General features: G+C 55.9%; 20 protein-coding genes. 14 read left to right on the top strand and 6 right to left on the bottom strand.

The features are described 5' to 3' along the window. Positions 1-137 precede the first annotated feature (137 nt). Positions 138-1,034: an IclR family transcriptional regulator gene (locus TH468_RS03420; RefSeq protein ID WP_085642195.1), complete on the top strand. Its 897-nt coding sequence runs from the start codon at positions 138-140 to the stop codon at positions 1,032-1,034. Here TH468_RS03420 and TH468_RS03415 read toward each other — a convergent pair. Next, positions 991-1,428: a MarR family winged helix-turn-helix transcriptional regulator gene (locus TH468_RS03415; RefSeq protein WP_085642194.1), complete on the bottom strand. Its 438-nt coding sequence runs from the start codon at positions 1,426-1,428 to the stop codon at positions 991-993. The genes TH468_RS03420 and TH468_RS03415 overlap by 44 nt on opposite strands. A gap of 79 nt (positions 1,429-1,507) precedes the next feature. Between TH468_RS03415 and hmgA the strand changes: the two genes are divergently transcribed. From hmgA to maiA, 3 genes are all read left to right on the top strand, one after another. Next, a complete protein-coding gene (gene hmgA, locus TH468_RS03410) occupies positions 1,508-2,887 on the top strand; it encodes a homogentisate 1,2-dioxygenase (RefSeq protein ID WP_085642193.1) in 1,380 nt (459 codons plus the stop codon). A 64-nt stretch (positions 2,888-2,951) separates the two neighbouring features. Next, positions 2,952-3,971 carry a fumarylacetoacetate hydrolase family protein gene (locus tag TH468_RS03405; RefSeq protein WP_085642192.1) on the top strand — a complete coding sequence of 340 codons (1,020 nt, stop codon included), beginning with the start codon at positions 2,952-2,954 and terminating at the stop codon, positions 3,969-3,971. Beyond that, a complete protein-coding gene (maiA, locus tag TH468_RS03400; RefSeq protein WP_085642191.1) occupies positions 3,968-4,618 on the top strand; it encodes a maleylacetoacetate isomerase in 651 nt (216 codons plus the stop codon). Before TH468_RS03405 ends, maiA begins: the two co-directional genes overlap by 4 nt. Here the strand turns inward: maiA and TH468_RS03395 are convergent. Beyond that, positions 4,615-4,869, bottom strand: a complete 255-nt coding sequence (locus TH468_RS03395; protein WP_085642190.1) for a hypothetical protein — start codon at positions 4,867-4,869, stop codon at positions 4,615-4,617. The genes maiA and TH468_RS03395 overlap by 4 nt on opposite strands. Positions 4,870-5,082: 213 nt before the next feature. Between TH468_RS03395 and TH468_RS03390 the strand changes: the two genes are divergently transcribed. After that, complete coding sequence (locus TH468_RS03390) at positions 5,083-5,520, top strand: Lrp/AsnC family transcriptional regulator (RefSeq protein WP_062949586.1); 438 nt, start codon at positions 5,083-5,085, stop codon at positions 5,518-5,520. A 54-nt stretch (positions 5,521-5,574) separates the two neighbouring features. Here TH468_RS03390 and TH468_RS03385 read toward each other — a convergent pair whose 3' ends face one another. After that, complete coding sequence (locus tag TH468_RS03385; protein WP_062949584.1) at positions 5,575-6,816, bottom strand: saccharopine dehydrogenase family protein; 1,242 nt, start codon at positions 6,814-6,816, stop codon at positions 5,575-5,577. Positions 6,817-6,867: 51 nt separating this feature from the next. Beyond that, positions 6,868-7,965: a carboxynorspermidine decarboxylase gene (locus tag TH468_RS03380; RefSeq protein ID WP_085642189.1), complete on the bottom strand. Its 1,098-nt coding sequence runs from the start codon at positions 7,963-7,965 to the stop codon at positions 6,868-6,870. Between the two features lie 521 nt (positions 7,966-8,486). On the opposite strand from TH468_RS03380, the gene TH468_RS03375 reads away from it, so the two are divergent. The 3 genes from TH468_RS03375 to TH468_RS03365 all read left to right on the top strand — a co-directional run bounded on the left by TH468_RS03375 (position 8,487) and on the right by TH468_RS03365 (position 10,172). Beyond that, positions 8,487-8,960 (top strand): nuclear transport factor 2 family protein, encoded by a 474-nt coding sequence (locus tag TH468_RS03375; protein WP_085642188.1) that lies wholly within the window; start codon positions 8,487-8,489, stop codon positions 8,958-8,960. Positions 8,961-8,967: 7 nt separating this feature from the next. Beyond that, a complete protein-coding gene (locus TH468_RS03370; RefSeq protein ID WP_085642187.1) occupies positions 8,968-9,558 on the top strand; it encodes a TetR/AcrR family transcriptional regulator in 591 nt (196 codons plus the stop codon). A 128-nt stretch (positions 9,559-9,686) separates the two neighbouring features. Further along, on the top strand, positions 9,687-10,172 hold the full coding sequence (locus TH468_RS03365) for a VOC family protein (RefSeq protein ID WP_085642186.1): 486 nt from the start codon (positions 9,687-9,689) through the stop codon (positions 10,170-10,172). Between the two features lie 7 nt (positions 10,173-10,179). On the opposite strand, the gene TH468_RS03360 is transcribed toward TH468_RS03365, so the two are convergent. Then, positions 10,180-11,211, bottom strand: a complete 1,032-nt coding sequence (locus tag TH468_RS03360) for a LacI family DNA-binding transcriptional regulator (protein ID WP_085642185.1) — start codon at positions 11,209-11,211, stop codon at positions 10,180-10,182. Between the two features lie 185 nt (positions 11,212-11,396). On the opposite strand from TH468_RS03360, the gene TH468_RS03355 reads away from it, so the two are divergent. From TH468_RS03355 to TH468_RS03335, 5 genes are all read left to right on the top strand, one after another. After that, entirely contained in the window at positions 11,397-12,950 is a 1,554-nt protein-coding gene (locus TH468_RS03355; RefSeq protein WP_085642184.1) for a sugar ABC transporter ATP-binding protein, read from the top strand. Beyond that, on the top strand, positions 12,943-13,956 hold the full coding sequence (locus TH468_RS03350; protein WP_085642183.1) for an ABC transporter permease: 1,014 nt from the start codon (positions 12,943-12,945) through the stop codon (positions 13,954-13,956). The genes TH468_RS03355 and TH468_RS03350 overlap by 8 nt, the downstream gene beginning before the upstream one ends. Before the next feature lie 64 nt (positions 13,957-14,020). After that, entirely contained in the window at positions 14,021-14,989 is a 969-nt protein-coding gene (locus TH468_RS03345) for an ABC transporter substrate-binding protein (RefSeq protein WP_085642182.1), read from the top strand. 143 nt (positions 14,990-15,132) lie between these two features. Further along, positions 15,133-16,188 (top strand): sugar phosphate isomerase/epimerase, encoded by a 1,056-nt coding sequence (locus TH468_RS03340; RefSeq protein WP_085642181.1) that lies wholly within the window; start codon positions 15,133-15,135, stop codon positions 16,186-16,188. 36 nt (positions 16,189-16,224) lie between these two features. Beyond that, positions 16,225-17,388, top strand: coding sequence for a Gfo/Idh/MocA family protein (locus TH468_RS03335; protein WP_062958672.1), 1,164 nt, complete (start codon positions 16,225-16,227; stop codon positions 17,386-17,388). 126 nt (positions 17,389-17,514) lie between these two features. Here TH468_RS03335 and TH468_RS03330 read toward each other — a convergent pair whose 3' ends face one another. Next, entirely contained in the window at positions 17,515-19,110 is a 1,596-nt protein-coding gene (locus TH468_RS03330; RefSeq protein ID WP_139834621.1) for a hypothetical protein, read from the bottom strand. Positions 19,111-19,529: 419 nt separating this feature from the next. On the opposite strand from TH468_RS03330, the gene TH468_RS03325 reads away from it, so the two are divergent. Next, entirely contained in the window at positions 19,530-20,495 is a 966-nt protein-coding gene (locus TH468_RS03325) for a D-glycerate dehydrogenase (RefSeq protein ID WP_085642179.1), read from the top strand. The last annotated feature ends 198 nt before the right edge of the window (positions 20,496-20,693 follow it).

Below are 20,693 nucleotides of genomic sequence, written 5' to 3'. Positions count from 1 at the left end.
CCGGTGCCAAGGGCGCATCACGGCCGCTGATGGGCTTTCCACGTTCTGATCATCGGTGTGGAGTGCTGTTTTTTCTTTGAATTGGAATTATGATATATATAATCAATTACGCAATATGAAATTTATGCAGGTAAATTTTGACCAAAGCCCCATCGAAAAACATCCCGGTTGCGGATAGCGACATCGATATTTCGGACGCGGTTGATGCGGCGGATACGCGCAAGGGCATTCAGTCGGTCGAGGTCAGCGGCGTGATCATTGCGGCATTGTGCGATTTCAAATTCCCGGTGCCGTTAAAGGATCTGGCGGCGGCGGTTGATATGCCACCGGCCAAGGTTCATCGCTATCTTGCCAGTCTGGTGCGGATCGGTCTTGCCTGGCAGGATGATCTGACCGGGCTTTATGGCCTTGGGCCGATGGCATTGCGGATGGGCATTTCGGCGATTGAACGCAATGATGTGGTGATGCGCGCCGGTCGGCTTTTGCGCAATCTGGCGATTGATTTGCGGTCGTCCGGGCATCTGGCGATCTGGGGCGAACGGGGGCCGGTCCTGATCCGGACCGAACATGGCGGGCCGCCGATCATATCGACCATGGGGCTTGGCACGGTGATGCCGTTATTGCGGTCGGCCACCGGGCAGGCGTTTTTATCGACCATGCCGCGCGGGGCGATTGAGCATGTGATCCGGGCCGAGCAGGATATCCTGCACTGGGATGATGCGACGGTGGATCGGTTGATTATCGAAACGGGCGAACGCGGTGCGGCGGTGATCGAGGGCGATATCGTGCCGGGTTTATCGGCGATCAGTGCGCCGGTCTATAATCTGGACGGAGCGGTGGCATGTTGCGTGACGCTGATGAACCCGAAGGCCAATTATTTCCAGCCGGGGCAACCGGCCTTTGACGTGTTTTTGCGCGCGATTGCCGATTTCACCCAAAGCTGGGGCGGGAAGCCGCGCGATGAGGCCGAGGACATTCAAACAGCAATTATCAAAGATCATTCAGCTTTGTCAGGAGGTCGGAAAGACGTTTGAAATCCGCATCGCCCAGAAAATCGCGGACCTTTTTGTCATAGGCAATGCCTGCCTCGCACAGTGACTGAAAGGCCGATTGGCCCTGCGAGGTCAGTTCAAGGCGATGAACGCGACGATCATTTTCGTTCTGGACGCGTCGGAGCCAGCGGCGTTGTTCGATGGAAAAAACGGCACGCGAGACCTTGGTTTTGTGCAAGCCCGTATGGGTGACGATTTCGGTCGCGGTAAGCGCGCCATATTGCCCAAGGGTTGCCAGAACCCGCCATTCGGATCGCGTCATCCGGTATCGGTCGCGATAGATGTCGCGGAAGCCAAGACTGACCTTTTCGCTGGCGTGGTGCATCAGAAACGGCAGAAAGCGGTGCAGATCGAATTCGGATTTCTCGGATTTCATGGCTTTAAAAGGCTGTTTGATAGTTACAAAAATTACAGTTACGGCTGTAACTATATCGAAGATTGGTAGGAAAAAGGCAATGACGGATCACAAGGTTACAACTGGAACCGCCGGAAATGCTGCAAACGGCGTTGCGAACGATCTGCGTTACATGCCCGGTTTTGGCAATGATTTTGAAACCGAAAGCCTTCCCGGTGCCTTGCCGCAGGGGCAGAACAGCCCGCAGAAATGCGCCTATGGCCTTTATGCCGAACAGCTTTCGGGGTCACCCTTTACCGCGCCGCGCGGCACCAATGAACGGTCGTGGCTGTATCGCATGCGGCCCAGTGTGCGCCATAACGGGCGGTTCAAATCCTTTGCCCTTCCGGAATGGAAAACAGCCCCTTGTGTGAATGACCATAGCCTTGCACTGGGTCAGTTGCGCTGGGACCCGGTGCCGATGCCAACCGAACCAACCGATTTCATTTCCGGTATGCGCACGGTGACCACGGCCGGGGACGCCATGACCCAGACCGGCATGGCAAGCCACGTATATGTGTGCAACACCGATATGGTGGATGACTATTTTTTCAATGCGGATGGCGAATTGTTGGTGGTGCCCGAAAGCGGCACGCTTCGGATTTTTACCGAACTTGGCATCATGGATGTCGCGCCGCTTGAAATCGCATTGATCCCGCGTGGCATGATGTTCAAGGTTTCGATCGTAACACCCGTGATCGAGGGCGGTGCGCGGGGTTATGTCTGCGAAAATTACGGTGCGAAATTCACCCTGCCGGAACGTGGGCCGATTGGCGCCAACTGCCTTGCCAATCCGCGTGATTTCAAGACACCCGTTGCGGCCTATGAGGACAAGGAAACGCCATGCCGGATCCTGATCAAATGGTGCGGGCAGTTCCACGAAACCGGGATCGGGCATTCGCCGCTTGATGTGGTGGCGTGGCATGGCAATTACACGCCGTTCAAATATGATCTTCGGACATTTTCGCCGGTCGGCGCGATCCTGTTTGATCATCCCGATCCGTCGATCTTTACCGTGCTGACCGCCCCGTCGGGCGAGGCCGGAACGGCAAATATCGATTTTGTCATCTTTCCGCCGCGCTGGATGGTGGCGGAACATACCTTCCGCCCGCCATGGTATCACCGCAATATCATGTCGGAATTCATGGGGCTGATTTGCGGGCAATATGACGCCAAGGAAAAGGGATTTGTTCCCGGCGGCATGAGCCTGCATAACATGATGCTGCCCCATGGCCCGGATGCGTTCGGGTTTGAAAAGGCATCGAACGGGGAGCTTGGCCCGCAGAAGCTTGAGGGGACGATGGCCTTCATGTTTGAAACCCGTTTTCCGCAGCAATTGACGAAATTTGCCGCCGAACTTGAAACGCTTCAGGATGATTATCTTGATTGCTGGGACGGGCTGGAACGCAAATTTGATGGCACGCCCGAAGGTCGCCCGTAAACGGCGACCGGTAAAAAGAACATCACAGGACTTAACGACAGGAATGCCGGAGGCATAAAAACCGATGAAACTTGCAACCCTTAAAAACGGCATCCGTGACGGCCAGCTTGTTCTGGTGACCAAAGACCTTAAGGAATATGTCGATGCCAGTGCGATTGCGCCGACATTGCAGGCAGCGCTTGATAACTGGGATAAAGTTGCGCCGCGCCTGAGCGAACTGGCCGATGAAATCGCCGCCGGATCAACGATTGCCAAACGTTTTACGCTTGATGAAACCAAGCTGCATTCACCCCTGCCGCGGGCGTTTCAGTGGGCGGATGGGTCGGCCTATGTCAATCATGTCGAACTGGTGCGCAAGGCGCGCGGGGCGGAAATGCCCGAAACATTCTGGACCGATCCGCTGATGTATCAGGGTGGTTCGGACAGTTTCCTGGGGCCGCGTGATGATATCCGCATGGCCGATACGGCATGGGGCATTGATATGGAAGGCGAGATTGCCGTTGTGACCGGCGATGTGCCGATGGGCGCATCGATTGACCAGGCGCGTGATGCGATCCGTTTGATCATGCTGGTCAATGATGTTTCGTTGCGTGGCCTCATCCCCGGGGAGCTTGCCAAGGGGTTTGGTTTCTTCCAGTCCAAGCCGTCCTCGGCCTTTTCGCCGGTGGCGGTGACGCCGGACGAGCTTGGCGATGCGTGGGATGGTGGCAAGGTGCACCTGCCGCTTTGTGTTGATCTGAACGGGAAGCCATTTGGGCGCGCCAATGCCGGGGTCGATATGACCTTTGATTTTGCCCAACTGATCGCGCATGCAGCGAAAACCCGCCCGCTTTGTGCCGGATCGATCATCGGGTCGGGCACGGTTTCCAACAAGCTTGACGGTGGTCCGGGCAAGCCGGTGGCGCAGGGCGGGGCGGGTTATTCCTGCATTGCCGAAATCCGCATGATCGAAACCATTGAAAACGGCAAACCGGAAACCCCGTTCATGCAGTTTGGCGACCGGGTCAGGATCGAGATGCTTGATGCCAATGGTCAGTCGATCTTTGGTGCGATTGACCAGAGTGTTGTGAAGTACGAAGCATGAGCGACGTCATCCTGTATGATTATTGGCGGTCTTCGGCCAGCTATCGGGTCAGGATTGCGCTTTCGCTGATGGATATGGCGTATCAGACCGTTGCGGTTGACCTTCTGGCGGGGGCGCATAAATCGCCCGATTTCCGCAAGCGCAATCCGCAGGGGTTGGTACCGGCGCTTGAGATTGACGGGCTTGTTCTGACCCAGTCCCTCGCAATCATCGAATATCTGGATGAGACCCGCAGCCATGCGGGTTTCCTGCCCAAGGATGCGGTAGGGCGGCAGCGCGTGCGGGCACTTTCGCATGCGATTGCCATGGATATTCACCCGGTCTGTAATCTGGGTGTTGTCGGCAATGTCATGAAGCAGGCCGAGGCCCACGGGGAAGACCCGGCGAAGGTGCGGCTGGACTGGATGGGGAAATATATTGGCGAGGGGCTTGAGGCGTTTGAACGGCTTCTGGACCATCCGGGCACGGGCAGCTTTTGCCACGGTGATCGGCCATCAATGGCCGATATCTGTCTGATCCCGCAGATTTATAATGCCCGGCGGTGGGAGGTCGATTTAAGCCACCTTCCGATGATCAACCAGATTGCTGAACGGTGCCTTGCGATGGACGCGTTTGCACGCGCCCATCCTGATCTTTGTCCGCGTTAGTTGCTGCTGGCCGGTTTGCCGGTCTGGCAGGCCTGCGCAATGGTGCTGCGGTCAAGTCCGATATCGCGCAGCATGAAATCGGGATAGTCGCGCAGCAATGCGGCATCCCGGGCGATCTTGCGGCGGTGCGCAACCGTCTGAACGGAAAGGACGAGCCAGCGCCAGACAGCATTGCCGAACGACGCATTCGCGGTCGACCCGGCATGGGGGGCGGTGGCGGCGAGGGAGTTGGTCGTGATCTGTGCTTGCATGATGCTGGCTCGCTAGTTTGCTTTGCTAATGAGGTTCGAAATCGGTTTCGAACACAGGTAAAAACTAGCCCGCCTTTGACGACTTCGGTGCGCAAAGATCGCAAAAGCGTGCGAAATTTCCGCAAATTTTTCGTAAAAACGATTTTTCTTATCGGCCCGGTTCGGTCATTGTTTCGGGCGTATTGACGACCATGCGTTTGGGGCAGGGGCATTTTGACTGAACTTGATAAATTCGACTATCGCCTGCTGGAACTGTTGCAGCAGAACAGTCGTCTGACCGGAACCGAATTATCGGCACAGGTGGGGCTGTCATCGGCGGCGTGTCTTCGCCGGGTGCAGCGTTTGCGCGAAACCGGTGTGATCGAACGCGACGTTGCGATTGTGTCGCCCAAGGTGTTTGGCAAACGGATGATGATCATTGTTTTGCTGACCATGGATCGTGACCGGCCGGATCGTTATATGCTGATGCGCGAGGAATTCGGCAAAATGCCCGAAGTCGTGCAATGCCATCACGTGACCGGGGCGCATGATTTTGTCCTGCGCATCCAGGTCGCCGACATGGATGAATATAGCGCGTTCGTGGATCGGGTTTTTCATGAACCCTATATCAAGCGCTATGAGAGCCTCGCGGTTCTGGGGTCGCTTAAATAAAAACGGCGGGCATCAAAGCCCGCCGTTCGCATTTTGGATCATCAGGATTATGGCTTAGGCGAAATCAAGCGCCCGGTCGCCGTTGGCATCCTTGATGCGGGTCGGAAGACCCATGCCGTTCAGAAGGTTCAGGAACGGTTTGGACGGCAGTTCTTCGACATTGGCCATCTTTTTCACATCCCATTCGCCGGTGGCGATCAGCATGGCGGCCGCGACCGGCGGAACGCCAGCGGTATAGGAAATGCCTTGGCTTCCGACTTCCTCGTACGCGTCCTTGTGGTCGGCGACGTTATAGATCAGGACTTCGGTTTCCTTGCCATCCTTGCTGCCCTTCACCAGATCACCGATGCAGGTTTTGCCGGTATAATCGGGTGCGAGCGAGCTTGGGTCCGGCAGGCAGGCCTTGACGACCTTGAGCGGCACGACTTCGAGGCCCTCGGCCGTCGTTACCGGTTTTTCCGACAGCAGGCCGATATTGTTCAGGACCGTGAAGACATTGACGTAATGATCGCCAAAGCCCATCCAGAAACGGACATTGGGGACGTCGAGGTTCTGTGACAGGGAATGAACCTCGTCATGGCCGGTCATGAAGGTCTGGCTTTCGCCGACAACCGGCATGTCCCAGATTTTCTTGACCTCGAACATCTTGTTTTCCTGCCAGGCGTTGTTCTGCCAGGAATAAACCGTGCCGGTAAATTCGCGGAAATTGATTTCCGGGTCGAAGTTGGTGGCAAAATATTTGCCATGGCTGCCGGCATTGATGTCGATGATGTCAATCGAGTCAATCTTGTCGAAGTAATCCTCGACCGCCAGTTTGGCATAGGCATTGACCACGCCCGGATCAAAACCGACGCCCAAAATTGCGGTGACACCGGCCTTTTCGCATTCTTCACGGCGTTTCCACTCGTAATTTGCGTACCAGGGTGGGGTTTCGCAGATTTTGTCCTGTTCTTCATGGATGGCGGTATCGAGATAGGCAACGCCCGCCTTGATGCAGGCCGACATGACCGGCATGTTGATGAAGGCGGAGCCAACATTGATGACGATTTCGCAGCCGGTTTTCTTGATCAGTGCGACGGTGGCATCGATATCGGTTGCGTCAAGCGCATGACCTTCGAGGACGCCGGCATTCTTCAGGTTTTTCTTTTCATGAATGCTGTCGATGATTTTCTGGCATTTTTCCGCCGTGCGTGACGCAATATGGATATCGCCAAGCACATCATTATGCTGTGCACATTTATGCGCGACCACCTGTGCGACGCCACCTGCGCCGATAATCAGAACATTCTTCTTCATTTCGGGCCAAAAACTCCCTTTTTACGAATAGATGAAACCCAAAGCGCCTCTTTACGAAAGGCTCGAAACATAATCATCGAAGGTGAACTCACGTACAACGCGCTCGCTGCCGTCGAGTTCCTTGATCACGATGGACGGCATGCCGACACCGTTGAACCAGTTCTTTTTGACCATGGTGTAACCGGCGGCATCCTGAATGGAAATGCGGTCGCCGACCTTGATCTCGTTTTCGAAATTGAATTCGCCAAAAACGTCACCGGCAAGGCAGGATTTGCCGCAGATCATATAGGCATGATCGCCTTTGTTCGGCTCAATCTTGGCGGTTTCGCGATAGATCAGAAGATCGAGCATGTGGGCCTCGATAGAGCTATCGACAATCGCAAGGTTTTTGCCATTGAACAGCGTATCAAGCACGGTGACCTCAAGGGTCGTGCTTTTGGTGATCGAGGCTTCGCCCGGTTCGAGATAAACCTGAACGCCGTATTTTTCCGAGAAGGCCTTGAGCCGGGCGCAGAATTTATCGAGCGGGTAATTGTCACCGGTGAAGTGGATGCCGCCGCCGAGGCTTACCCATTCAACGCGCGACAGAAGCGAGCCAAATTTGGTTTCGATATCGCCCAGCATTTTGTCGAACAGATCGAAATCGGCGTTTTCGCAGTTATTGTGGATCATGAAGCCGGAAATGCGGTCCATGACGGCCTCGACCTTGGTGACGTCCCATTCGCCCAGACGCGAAAACGGGCGGGCCGGATCGGCTAGATCGAAGCTGGAACTTGAAACCTGCGGGTTCAGGCGAAGGCCGCGCACAATGCCCGATGCGGCATCGGCAAAGCGGTTAAGCTGGCTGATGGAATTGAAGATGATCTTGTCGGCGTTTTCGATGACTTCATCGATTTCGGAATCGGCATAGGCCACGCTATAGGCATGGGTTTCTTTGCCGAATTTCTTGCGGCCCAGTTTGACTTCGTGCAGCGACGAGGATGTCGTGCCATCCATATAGTCCGACATGAAATCGAAGACCGACCAGGTTGCAAAGCATTTCAATGCCAGCAACGCCTTTGCGCCGGAATGTTCGCGCACATAGGCGATCTTTTCCATGTTGCGCAGCAGTTTCGATTTATCGATCAGATAATAAGGCGTATGCGGCATCGTATTCTGGTTCCTCGACCGAAGGCCCTGTTTTCAGGGACCGAAAAGACAACACGGAAAACGTCCGTCGACCGGCAAACATTCCCCGCAAGGTTCGGCATTCAAGCCCGGTTTGCGCCAACGAATTTCATACCATCGATGCGAAGGCTCTTTGTGCCTGTATCGCATGCGCCGCGACCCAATAGCAGCGGCGCGCACATGGGTCAACAGTATGACCGCATCCGATGATCGCATGGCCCGTTGATCGGCGCGGTTGGCGGGGCGTTTAAAGCAGGGTTTGCGGCATTAACAGTTTGATTCCATAGGAAAACAGGCCGTGATCAGATGCAGGTTTCCGTTTCGTGAAACTTGGGCCTCCCCGGCGGGGCTTTGCGCATGTCCGATTTCCAACAGTATCACCAAATCGCGGATTTTGCATGGTGGCGGGGCAAAAAGCCCGCGATGGCATCTGCGCTATTGCTTTTTTGTACCGAATGGATAATTGTTTACCGATTGGTACAATAAAATTGATGGAGCCGACGATGAGTGAGCTACGCCAACCCCTGCCGCCCTTTACGAGGGAAACCGCAATCCAGAAAGTCCGCATGGCCGAAGATGGCTGGAACAGCCGTGATCCGGCGCGGGTGTCGCTGGCTTACACGTCTGATACGATCTGGCGGAACCGTGCAGAATTTGCCAATGGCCGTGAGGAGGTCATTGCCTTTCTGACCCGCAAATGGAACAAGGAACTGGAATATCGATTGATCAAAGAGCTGTGGGCGCATGACGGCAACCGGATCGCGGTGCGTTTTGCCTATGAGTATCGCGATGATTCGGGGAACTGGTATCGGGCCTATGGCAACGAGAATTGGGAATTTGCCGAAAATGGCCAGATGCATCGCCGGTTTGCCTGCATCAATGACATGCCGATCCGCGAAGAAGACCGCAAATTCTTCTGGGACCGTTCGGGGCCGCGCCCGGCCGATCATCCGGGCCTGTCTGATCTGGGATTATAAGTAAGCCATGCCAAAGATTATCGCGGAGCGTTCCGATGTTATTCCCGTCCTTGCGGAGATTTTCCGCGAGTATGGCTATGAAGGGGCGAGCCTTTCACTGATTGCCAGCCGGACGGGGCTGGGAAAGGGCAGCCTTTATCATTTCTTTCCCGGCGGTAAAGAGCAGATGGCATCCGAAGTGCTTCGCGAGATCGATGGCTGGTTCGAGGACGCGGTTTACAAGCCGCTGCGTGACGCAGACGACCCGCGGGCGGCGATTTTGGAAATGTGTCGTTCGGTTGCGACCTATTTCTGGTCGGGCAAGCGGGTGTGCCTGATCGGGGCCTTTGCGCTTGATAATGTGCGCGACCGTTTTTCAGACGCAATCCGCGATTATTTTGCGGTCTGGCAGCGGTCGTTGCAGCAGGCGCTTGTCCGGATCGGGCATGATGCGGACCGGGCATCGGACATTGCCGAAGATGCGATTTTATCGATCCAGGGGGCGCTGGTTTTATCGCGCGCGCTGGACGATGCGGCGGTGTTTGAGCGCGCCATGGCGCGGGTTGAAACCGGGTTGCTGGCGGGGCCGGATCAGGGAAACGGGCACACGGGATCCTGACGGGGTGTGAGACCATCACGGTATCAAAAAATGACAAATTGCCGACCGTGCGGCCCTTGATCATCGGGATGCGATGACTAAGTTTTATAATGATTTAAATCACCCAAGCGACAAATGAGGAGGCGTCCATGCCTGCACCCGTCAGTGTCGATCACTTGGCCTTTCCGACCCGCGATCTTGCGGCGACGGATGATTTTTATTCCCGTGTTCTGAAGGCCCGGCTGGTTCATGCCGAAAGCGGTTACAGTCCGTCATGGAAAAGCGATTTTCTGCTGATTACCTTTGCGCTGCCCGATGGAACGCGGCTGTCATTCTTTGACTGGCCAGCCGATACGGGGCCGTATCCCGATGATCCCGATATGCCAGATGATGTGTTTCATATCGGGTTGCGCTGCGATGCGCCGCGCGATGTGATTGCCTGGCAGAACCATTTGTTCCAGCACAAGGTGGTTTACCATAACGAGGATGACGGGAAATCGCGGCGGTTGTTCATCCGTGATCCGAACGGCATCCGGTTTGAAATCTTTGCCGCCGATCAGCCGAAATACAGCAACGATCACGAAGATCGGGCGCGGGCCGTTTACGAGGAATGGCAGAAGATCGCCAATCGCTGATCGCTGATTAATTTGGGCAGGGGCCGGTGCTTTGGCGGATGATCAGTTCGGTCGGGACAATGACCGGATTTTCCGCCGGTTCCGGGATAGTACCGGTTTTGTCGAGCCGTGCGAGGAGCAGCGAAATCGCCTGTTCACCCAGACGTCGGCGCGGTTGACGCACGGTTGTGAGCGGCGGGTCGTAATTGGCGGCCAGATGGATATCATCGAAACCGACCACCGAAACATCGTGGGGCACGCGAAGGCCGAGTTCCTTGGCCGCGACAATGACGCCGATTGCCATGCCGTCCGACGAACAGAAGAACGCCGTCGGGCGGTTTTTGCTGTCTTTAAGCAGGGCACGGGCCGCCGAAATACCCGATTCAATTGAAAAATCGCCGCTATAGATCAGGGACGGGTTTGCTTCGATGCCGCTGCTGGAAAGTGCGCGGCGATAGCCAGCAACCCGGTCGGTCGTCAGGATGTTGCTGGCGGGGCCGGCGATATGGGCGATGCGGCTGTGACCGAGGTCGAGCAGATGTTTTGTCGCGCTATGGGCGGCCTTTTCATTGTCGATGATCACGGTCGGCAGGTTGCAGCCCGGAATGCGTTCGCAGGCAATGACGACGGGCGGAATGATGCCGCGCGGCGTATTGGCAAGCGGTGCCGGAAGGCGGCCGTTCAGCAGGATCATGGCATCGGCCTGATTGCTGCGCAGGTAGGCGGCATAGGTGGCTTCGCGTTCGGGTTCGTTCTGGGTATCGCCGATCAGGACGTTATAGCCGGCCTTGCTGGCGCCCTGTTCGATTCCCGATAGAATTTCCGAAAAGAAAGGGTTTCCGATATCGGGTACCAGCAAAAGGATCATGCCCGACCGGTTCAGGCGGAGGTTTCGGGCCATGACATTGGCGGTATAACCGGTCGCGGCGATGGCGGTTTGCACTTTTTCGCGCGTGCTTTCGGAAACCACATGGGGTTTATGCAGCGCACGGCTGACGGTGGCAATGGATACCCCGGCATGTTCGGCAACATCTTCAATCGTCGCGATTTTTTCGATCATTCTTCTTCCTACTCTGCCGCTGATAGGCTGTCCAGCGGCATTGATGCCCGTGCTAAGGCCGGATTTCCGACGTGATTTTCATCACAACACGGCAAATGTAAAGGTTTACATAGATAATGAAAACGTTTACACAAGAGGCAATCAAAAGTTGATCGCATCAATGCGACGCTAGGGAGGCTACATAAATGACGGATGCGGCTGTTCATGCCGTTAATCCCGGTATCGGGGGCGAAGTACGTCTTTCCGGCCGGAAGATTTGCAAATCATTTGGCCCGGCACAGGTGCTTTTCGATGTTTCCATCGATCTGCATGCAGGCGAGGTGCACGCGCTTTTGGGCGAAAACGGTGCGGGCAAATCGACACTGGTCAAAATCCTGTCGGGCTATCACGAACCGACCGAGGGCGGGCTTGTCCTTGACGGGGCGGAGGTCAGCTTTGCCGATAGCGAGGCGGGCGAGGGGCATGGGGTGATCCTGATCCATCAGGAGCTTAACCTTGCCGAGCAGCTTACCGTTGAAGAAAACATTTTCCTGGGTCGCGAAATCAAACGGGGCTGGTTCCTTGACAAAACCGCGATGCGGGCGGAAGCCCAGCGGCTTCTGGAACAGCTGCAATGCGATGTCGATCCGCGTACCCGTATTCGTGATCTTTCGGTTTCTGATCGCCAGATGGTCGAAATTGCCAAGGCGCTGAGCAAAAAGGCCGATATCCTGATCCTTGACGAACCGACCGCGGTTCTGACCGGGCGCGAGGTCGAGATCCTGTTTGATCAGATCCGGCGTCTGCGCGAACAGGGTGTCGCGATCCTTTATATTTCCCACAAGCTTGATGAAATCAAAGCCATTGCCGACCGCGTTACCGTGCTGCGCGATGGCCGCCATATCGTGACCGAGCCGGTTGTTGACCTGAGCAAGGATGACATGGCGCGTCTGATGGTCGGGCGCGATATCAAACAGATGTTCCCGCATCGGGTATCGGATACCAGCGCGCCGATTGTTTTGTCGGTGCGTGATCTTTCGGTGCCCGGACAGGTGCGCGATGCGAGTTTCAACCTGCATAAGGGCGAGGTGCTTGGTTTCGCCGGGATTGTCGGCGCGGGGCGGACCGCCCTGATGGAGGCGATTATCGGCCTTCGCGAGCGGTCATCGGGCACGATAGAGCGTAATGGCGCGCCGGTTCGCATCGCCAGTTTGCAGGATGCCAAAAACAGCGGCATTGCCTATCTGACCAAGGATCGCAAAGGCAGCGGGTTGCTGCTGAATATGGATATGCGGCCCAACCTGACCTTGCTGGCGCTGGAAAAATTCGGGCGTGTGATCGTTGATCGCAAGGCGGAAGAAGCCGCCCTTGAAAAGGCGATTGAGGCGTTTGATATCCGGGCGGCCGACCGCAAGGCAAAGGTTGGTGATTTTTCCGGTGGCAATCAGCAAAAGCTGTTGCTGGCGAAGGTCATGGAAACCGATCCGGATATCGTGATTATCGACGAGCCGACACGCGGCATCGATATCGGCACCAAAAGCCAGATTTACCATTTTATCGGCGATCTGACCGATCGCGGAAAATCCGTCATTCTCCTGTCGTCGGAAATGCCCGAAATGCTTGGCCTGTCGGACCGCATTGCGGTCATGGCGGCGGGACGCATTACCGGCATTCTTGAAGGAAACGACCGCAACGAACATGAAATCATGCGGCACGCGACAGGAATATCAGGCCAGGAGGGAGTGTCTGTTCATGAGTAGCCTTGAGCGCCGCGCGGCCAGTGCCTCGTCCCGTTTTTCCATCGATTTCAAGGCACTTGGCCCGTTTTTGGCCCTTGTGGTGCTGTTTGTTCTGGGAACGGCGATCAATGACGCCTTCCTGAGTGGCGGCAACCTTTCGAATATTTTCACCCGTGCGGCCTTCATCGGCATTATCGCGGTCGGTGCGACCTTTGTGATCACGGCGGGCGGGATTGATCTTTCGGTCGGTTCGATGGCGGCGTTCATATCCGGTGCGATGATTGTCGTGATGAATACGCTGGTCGAGACACTCGGACCGGGGCTTGAAACCGTTCTGATCGGCATTGTGGTAAGCATCATCCTTGGCATCGGGGCCGGGGCGGTCAACGGGCTGGTCAGTACCAAGGGCAAGATCGAGGCCTTTATCGTGACGCTTGGCACGATGGGGATTTACAGATCGCTTGTGACCTATATGGCCGATGGCGGCACGCTGTCGCTTGATTTCGAGGTGCGCGGGACCTATCGCCCGGTTTATTACGGCGAATTGCTGGGCATTCCGGTGCCGGTTCTGGTGTTCCTTGCAGTGGCGATTGCGGGTTATGTGTTGCTGAACATGACGCCGTTCGGGCGCAAATGTTTTGCCATCGGCTCGAACGAGCAGGTTGCGCGTTATTCCGCGATCCATGTCGACCGGGTCAAGACGATGACCTATGTCATTCAGGGGCTTTGCGTGTCGATTGCGACCATCATTTATGTGCCGCGCCTTGGTTCGGCATCCAGTTCGACCGGTGTTCTTTGGGAACTTGAAGCGATTGCGGCCGTGATCATCGGCGGCACGATGCTTAAGGGTGGTTATGGCCGCATCTGGGGCACGGTGGTTGGTGCGATCATGCTGACCACGATTGGCAATATCCTTAACCTTACTGACGCGATCAGCAATTACCTGAACGGGGCTGTTCAGGGCTTGATCATTATCGTTGCCGTGTTCCTGCAACGCGGGGACTGGCGACGCAAGAAAAGCAAATAACCGGCGATCAACGTCCGGTTCAAGATGACGTACAGAATCATTTTTTGATCAGGAGGAAGCTTGAATGAAAACGATTACAAAGTTTCTTGGGGCGGCCTGCGTTGTGGGTCTTGGTCTTGCATCGACCTTGGCATCGACCACGGCACTGGCACAGGAAAAGGTAAAGATCGGGGTTTCAATTCCGGCGGCGACCCATGGCTGGGCCGGTGGTCTGAACTATCACGCGGAACAGGCCGAAAAGCGCCTTGAAGCGACCTATCCGAACCTTGATATCATCGTTGTTACCGCCAATGGTGCGGGTGAACAGGCCAACGATCTTGAAGATCTGGTATCGGTTCAGAATATCGATGCGCTGGTGGTTCTGCCGTTTGAATCCGATCCGCTGACCGTGCCGGTCCAGCAGGTCAAGGAAGCGGGCAAGTTTGTTACCGTGGTTGACCGTGGTCTTTCCCTGCCGGGGATCGAGGATGTTTATGTTGCGGGTAACAACCCGGAACTCGGCCGTGTATCGGGCGAATACATCAAGGATCGTCTGGATGGCAAAGGCAAGATCGTTATCCTGCGCGGTATTCCAACCGTGGTTGACGAGGAACGCGTCGAAGGTTTCATGACCGAAATCGAAGGATCGGATATCGAGGTCCTTGATATGAAGCACGCCAACTGGAACCGCGATGACGGGTATGAAGTCATGCAGGACTTCCTGTCGCGCTTCCCGGAAATCGATGCCGTCTGGGCACAGGATGATGATATCGCGCTTGGCGTGATCGAAGCCATCAAGCAGGCCGACCGGACTGATGAAATGTTCATCGTTGGCGGGGCTGGCATGAAGGACATCATCAAACGCGTGATGGATGGTGATGAACTGACCCCGATTGACGTTCTGTATCCGCCATCGATGATCGCAACCGCGATGGACATCACCGCGATGAAGTTCGTTTCCAATGCGGCGGTCGAAGGCCGTTACATTCTGGGGGCGACCGTCGTGACCCAGGAAAATGCCGAGAACTTCTATTTCCCGGACAGCCCGTTCTGATCCGTAATGGCATGAGCGCATAAACGCGAGCAAGCAGAAGGAACCCCGCCCTGTCACGACAGGTCGGGCGGGGTTCGAATTTTACATCACTTTCGTCACCAGATGACATCCGGGCCACCCGGAAGAAAACACACGAGGTCAGTATGAAAACGCTTAAGGGACCGGCGATTTTCCTTGCCCAGTTTGCCGGGGACGAGGCCCCGTTTGACAGCCTTTCCAATATCGGACGCTGGGCGGCGTCGCTTGGCTATAAGGGGGTGCAGATCCCAAGCTGGGACAAGCGCCTGTTCGATGTCGAAAAGGCTGCCCAAAGCAAGGATTACTGTGACGAGGCCAAGGGCATTCTGGCCGAGCATGGTGTCGAGATTACCGAACTTTCGACCCATCTGCAGGGGCAGCTTGTGGCGGTTCATCCGGCCTATGACGAGATGTTTGATGGCTTTGCCGCCCCCGAAGTGCGCGGCAACCCCAAGGCGCGCCAGGAATGGGCGGTCAATCAGGTGAAGGCCGCGATCCGGGCATCGCGCCATCTGGGCATTGGCGATCATGCGACATTTTCCGGTGCCCTTGCATGGCCCTATGTCTATCCGTGGCCGCAACGCCCGGCCGGGTTGATTGAAACCGCGTTTGATGAGTTGGCGAAACGCTGGTTGCCGATCCTTGATGTGGCCGAGGAAAATGGCGTCAATGTCTGTTATGAAATCCATCCGGGTGAAGACCTGTTTGATGGCGTGACGTTCGAGATGTTCCTTGAACGCGTCAAAAACCACGCACGGTGCAACATCCTTTATGATCCGAGCCACTTTGTTTTGCAGCAGTTGGATTACCTTGATTTCATCGATATCTATGCCGACCGGATCAAGATGTTCCACGTCAAGGATGCCGAATTTAATCCGACCGGGCGACAGGGCGTTTATTCCGGTTATCAAAGCTGGGTCGGGCGTGCGGGGCGGTTCCGGTCGCTTGGCGATGGGCAGGTTGATTTTGGCGCGATCTTTTCGAAGCTTGCGGCGATTGATTTTGATGGCTGGGCCGTGCTGGAATGGGAATGCGCGCTTAAACATCCCGAAGACGGCGCGCGTGAAGGGGCCGATTTCATTCGCAACCACATTATCCGCGTGACCGAAAAGGCATTTGACGATTTCGCTGATGGCGGCACGGACGAGGCCACCAATCGGCGTCTGCTGGGGCTTGATTAAGCTAGCGGCAGAAAACCATTCAGGACGGAGATTGACATGACTGAGACGAAAAATCCGGCGCGGCGCATCCGCCTTGGCATGGTTGGCGGCGGGCAGGGGGCGTTTATCGGCGCGGTGCATCGCATTGCAGCCCGTCTGGATGACCGGTATGAACTGGTTGCCGGGGCGTTGTCGTCCAAACCCGATATTGCGCGCGCGTCGGCGGCGGAACTGTTTATTGCACCCGACCGGTCCTATGACAGTTTTGCCGACATGGCCAAACAGGAAGCCGCGCGTGCGGATGGCATTGATGCCTGTGCGATTGTCACGCCAAACCACCTGCATTTCCCGGCCGCCATGGCGATGCTGGATGCCGGTATTCATGTGATTTGTGACAAGCCGCTTTGCCTGAATGTTGAAGAAGCCGAATTGCTGGCGGCGAAGGTGCGCGAAACCGGGCTGCTGTTTGCATTGACGCATAATTACACCGCCTATCCGATGGTGCGCGAAGCCCGCCAGATGGTGCGTGATGGCAAGCTTGGCGATATCCGTCTGGTGCAGGTTGAATATCCGCAGGGCTGGATGGCAACGCGTGTCGAGGATACCGACAACAAGCAGGCCCATTGGCGTGCCGATCCGGCCAAGGCCGGGATGGGCGGGGCCTTGGGCGATATCGGAACGCACGCCCATAACCTTGCCGATTTTGTCACCGGGCTTGAGATTTCGGAATTGTGCGCGGATATCGACGCCATCGTGCCGGGCCGCAAGCTTGACGATAATGTCCAGATCCTGTTGCGTTACGACAATGGTGCGCGCGGGATGCTTTGGGCAAGCCAGGTGGCGATTGGCCATGAAAACGGGTTGCGGCTTCGGGTGTATGGGGACAAGGGCGGCATTGAATGGGCGCAGGAACATCCCAACCATCTGCATTTCCGCCCGCTTGATGGTCGCCCGGAACTGATGACACGCGGCGGGGCGGGGATCGGATCGGCCGGATTGCGCGGCGTGCGTGTGCCGCCGGGCCACCCGGAAGGGTATCTTGAAGGTTTTGCCAATCTTTACACCGATTTCGCCGATCAGCTGATCGCGCGGATCACCAATGGCAAGGCCGATCCTGCATCGATGCTGATCCCGGGGATTAATGAAGGCGTCAAAGGCATGAAATTTGTCGAGGCAGTGGTCCGTTCTGCAAAGAGCGGCGCGGTCTGGACCAAGATTTAAACGGTTATTGCCCGGGCACTATCCGGGAAAATAAACCAGACATTCTGTTCCCGTTTTTGGGTTCTTCCCGTCTGATCCTGTGTCAGGCCATCGGGCCGCCGCCAGCATGGTAGCGGCCCATATTTTTCAGTTCTGCACAAATTCCTTGCCATCAATGGTCAGAATTCGGCCATTGAAGCTGCATCGTGCACTGCCGCCGGGGATCGAGGTGCGTTGCAGAACCGCACCGCTTGATGCATCGCGATATATGCCCTGATCATATTGGAAGGTGATGCTGTCCGGGGTCGTATCAAATTGAAAATCGATATCGAACTGATACTGTGCCCCGCCGCCATAGGTGAATTGCCGGAAATGCCCGCTGCCGCTGCCTGATCCGTTCATGGTGTAGGTGGTCAGGTTGCCATCGGCGCTAAAGGTGCCGGTGGCGGTGGTGCAGTCATCAGCCTTTTGGGGCATGGCGGCTTCGCGCGCGGCTTGTTCAGCAGCGGCTTTGCGTTGTGCTTCTGCTGCCGCAGCGGCGGCGGCCATTTCAGCCTTGCGCTGTTCTTCGCGTTTCTGGCGTTCAATGTCGGCAAGGCGTTCGTCTTCGGCAATCTTTGCGTTGAGTTCGGCTTCTGATGCCAGTTCCTTGCCCTTGTAATACGGACAGGTTCCATCAGGCTGCGAGACCGAACCACACGGGCGCAATCCGATGAAATTTTCTTTCATTTCATAATTGTCGTATTCAACCCAGCGACCATCGGGGGCGGTCATGCGACCTTTTCCTGTCGGGTTGCCCCTGGCGATCTCGCCTTCCCAGACCGAGCCGCTTCGGCGGGTAAGTTTTCCTGATTTGGGCACAACAACATCAAATGTGCCTTCGAAGGTTTCCCCATTCTTCCATTTTACAATAGGGCTGGGGTCCAGCCTGAATTCTGACTGGTCAAAGCGTCCGTCAAACCTGCCGCCATCGGACAGTTCGAACGTGCCCGTGATGCTTTCGGGGGTAACTTCAGCCTCGATGATGCGGGCTTCTTCATTGCCATCCTTCGATATCCGAACGGGTCCGGGGCCGTTGACCTCACCATTGAGTTGCGGGCCGAAAAACTCGAACTTCCAGCTCCCATTCCGGGCAACGACGACAGGCAGAAATATCTCTTCGGTCCTGTTGAGTACAGTGGCCAACTGGAGCTGGAATTCGTTGTAAAACGGAAAGCGTTCGGACTTTACGGAGTTGGAGAAATAGCCGTATTCCCCGGTCAGGCGCAGCGTTTCTCCGGCTGAAATCGTAACGACCCTGTCGAATTTATTGACCGTATTATGTCGGACGATGACACGATAATCGCCCGGCCATAGTTGAACGCTATGCGTATTGGCGATGGTCAGCATTGGCCCGTTGACGCCAACAAAATTTTGGGTGTTGGCGGTGGGATAGACAAAAAGATACCAATCGTCCCCACTTGGTCCACCCCCGCCAACGAGGAGGGTCAGTAATCCCCATTTGTATGGCGACTTTTTTATCGTGCTTTCAGGCGTTGCAGACGCGGTATTTGCTTCAGCAGAGGCCGCCTGCTTTGTTGCAGGCGTGGTGCCTGAAGTTTCGCTTGCATTGGTGAGCGTACTGAAAAAGTCGCTGGTCGCGGTGGTGATGTCGGTCGTCTGGCAGCCGACAAGGGCAATGAGTGCGACAAGCAGGGTGCCTGCATGTGACAGACGGCGTGCTTTGAAAACAGCTTTCTGCATAGATCCCCCCCAACGCAGATCGAACATATCAATATTTGTGCATAGAAGCGTGAATTGGGAAAGAGGCAAAGGCAAACGCAGCGGCATGAAGTTTGTCGAGGCAGTGGTCCGTTCCAGCCAGCGTGGCGCTGTGTGGGGCAGCTTTTAGGTTCAGGAAACGGAACCAGCACGCAAATCGGAACATCCGGGGAGAAACGGGCGGTCCTTGTGATCGGCCGCCTGCTTTTTATCTGATTTGCTATGCCGTTACGGAAAGGGCGATTCGGACGGCTTTGGCGTGAAGCGTATCACTATCTGGTATTCCATCTGGTGGAAAAAACACCCCGATGAGTTGATCGTCTATTGCCCTGTTTGTCGCAAAGGTGTTTCATTGCATTATAAATAAAACTGCAATCCATGCAGAAATCAGGGAGTAGACGATGGCGGAAAAGCCGGTGCTACTGATCACCCGGCGTTTGACCGATGCGGTGCAGGCGCGTGCGGCGCGTGATTATCAGGTCATTCTGAACGACGCGGATCATGTGTTTTCACGTGAGGAGCTTCTTGCGCGCTGTCAGGATGTTGACGCCGTTCTTCCCTGCCATTCCGAACATTTCAGCGCCGATGTCATTGCCGATCTTGGCGATCGGTTGCGCATCATTGCCAACCATTCGGTCGGTGTTGACCATGTTGATCTGCAGGCGGCGAAAAAGGCCGGGATCACGGTCACCAATACCCCCGATGTGCTTTCCGATGCCACAGCCGAGATCGCCATGCTGTGCATGCTGGGTGCGGCCCGGCGTGGTGCCGAAGGCGATGCGATGGTGCGGGCCGGAAAGTGGGATTTCTGGTCGCCGGCCTTCATGGTCGGGCGGCAGGTGACCGGCAAGCGGTTTGGCGTTCTGGGCATGGGCCGTGTCGGGCAGGTTGCCGCCGAACGTGCGCGCGGCTTTGGCATGGAAGTGCATTACCACAATCGGTCCCGTTTGCCCGACCCCCTTGAAAAGGGTGCTGTTTTCCACGACACGGTCGAAGGACTTCTGGCGGTATCGGATGTTTTGTCACTGCATTGCCCGGCAACACCGGAAACCACCGGCATCATCAATGAAAAGACCATCGCAATGCTGCCCGATCGGGCGATCCTGATCAATACGGCGCGCGGCAATCTTGTTGACGAGGCCGCACTGGTCAAGGCGCTTGAAAGCGGGAAACTGTTTGCCGCCGGGCTGGATGTGTTTCGTACCGAACCGGGCGGCAATCCGGAATTGGCCGCCCTTAGAAACGTGTTCCTGTTGCCGCATATCGGCTCCGCGACCGAAGAGACGCGTGATGCCATGGGGTTTCGGGCACTTGATAATCTTGATGCCTTCTTTTCCGGTGGGCAACCACGGGATCGCGTCGCCTGATCGCGTCGCCAAAAACAAAAACATGCTGCATCCCGGAATTCATCAGGGTCCGGGAAATAACAATCGAAGAAAGTTTTCCACATGGTGGAAGGCCAAATATTCGATGTTCCTTGTATCGGGTCTGTCCCTATGTAAGGCTTAAAATCATCGCCAGTTTTCCGCCAATTAGTTGTCGGTCGCGGCGATAATTCTGGGAGG

This window comes from Thalassospira sp. MCCC 1A03138 (assembly GCF_002115785.1).
In the GTDB taxonomy this organism is placed as follows: Bacteria; Pseudomonadota; Alphaproteobacteria; order Rhodospirillales; family Thalassospiraceae; genus Thalassospira.
This window is presented reverse-complemented; position numbering and strand designations above follow the sequence as displayed.

What these genes read in the sequence shown, in the direction of transcription:
- TH468_RS03415 (WP_085642194.1), bottom strand. Translation starts at nt 1,428, where the DNA reads ATGAAATCCGAGAAATCCGAATTCGATCTGCACCGCTTTCTGCCGTTT.
- hmgA (WP_085642193.1), top strand. Translation starts at nt 1,508, where the DNA reads ATGACGGATCACAAGGTTACAACTGGAACCGCCGGAAATGCTGCAAAC.
- TH468_RS03405 (WP_085642192.1), top strand. Translation starts at nt 2,952, where the DNA reads ATGAAACTTGCAACCCTTAAAAACGGCATCCGTGACGGCCAGCTTGTT.
- maiA (WP_085642191.1), top strand. Translation starts at nt 3,968, where the DNA reads ATGAGCGACGTCATCCTGTATGATTATTGGCGGTCTTCGGCCAGCTAT.
- TH468_RS03395 (WP_085642190.1), bottom strand. Translation starts at nt 4,869, where the DNA reads ATGCAAGCACAGATCACGACCAACTCCCTCGCCGCCACCGCCCCCCAT.
- TH468_RS03385 (WP_062949584.1), bottom strand. Translation starts at nt 6,816, where the DNA reads ATGAAGAAGAATGTTCTGATTATCGGCGCAGGTGGCGTCGCACAGGTG.
- TH468_RS03380 (WP_085642189.1), bottom strand. Translation starts at nt 7,965, where the DNA reads ATGCCGCATACGCCTTATTATCTGATCGATAAATCGAAACTGCTGCGC.
- TH468_RS03375 (WP_085642188.1), top strand. Translation starts at nt 8,487, where the DNA reads ATGAGTGAGCTACGCCAACCCCTGCCGCCCTTTACGAGGGAAACCGCA.
- TH468_RS03370 (WP_085642187.1), top strand. Translation starts at nt 8,968, where the DNA reads ATGCCAAAGATTATCGCGGAGCGTTCCGATGTTATTCCCGTCCTTGCG.
- TH468_RS03365 (WP_085642186.1), top strand. Translation starts at nt 9,687, where the DNA reads ATGCCTGCACCCGTCAGTGTCGATCACTTGGCCTTTCCGACCCGCGAT.
- TH468_RS03360 (WP_085642185.1), bottom strand. Translation starts at nt 11,211, where the DNA reads ATGATCGAAAAAATCGCGACGATTGAAGATGTTGCCGAACATGCCGGG.
- TH468_RS03355 (WP_085642184.1), top strand. Translation starts at nt 11,397, where the DNA reads ATGACGGATGCGGCTGTTCATGCCGTTAATCCCGGTATCGGGGGCGAA.
- TH468_RS03350 (WP_085642183.1), top strand. Translation starts at nt 12,943, where the DNA reads ATGAGTAGCCTTGAGCGCCGCGCGGCCAGTGCCTCGTCCCGTTTTTCC.
- TH468_RS03345 (WP_085642182.1), top strand. Translation starts at nt 14,021, where the DNA reads ATGAAAACGATTACAAAGTTTCTTGGGGCGGCCTGCGTTGTGGGTCTT.
- TH468_RS03340 (WP_085642181.1), top strand. Translation starts at nt 15,133, where the DNA reads ATGAAAACGCTTAAGGGACCGGCGATTTTCCTTGCCCAGTTTGCCGGG.
- TH468_RS03335 (WP_062958672.1), top strand. Translation starts at nt 16,225, where the DNA reads ATGACTGAGACGAAAAATCCGGCGCGGCGCATCCGCCTTGGCATGGTT.
- TH468_RS03330 (WP_139834621.1), bottom strand. Translation starts at nt 19,110, where the DNA reads ATGCAGAAAGCTGTTTTCAAAGCACGCCGTCTGTCACATGCAGGCACC.
- TH468_RS03325 (WP_085642179.1), top strand. Translation starts at nt 19,530, where the DNA reads ATGGCGGAAAAGCCGGTGCTACTGATCACCCGGCGTTTGACCGATGCG.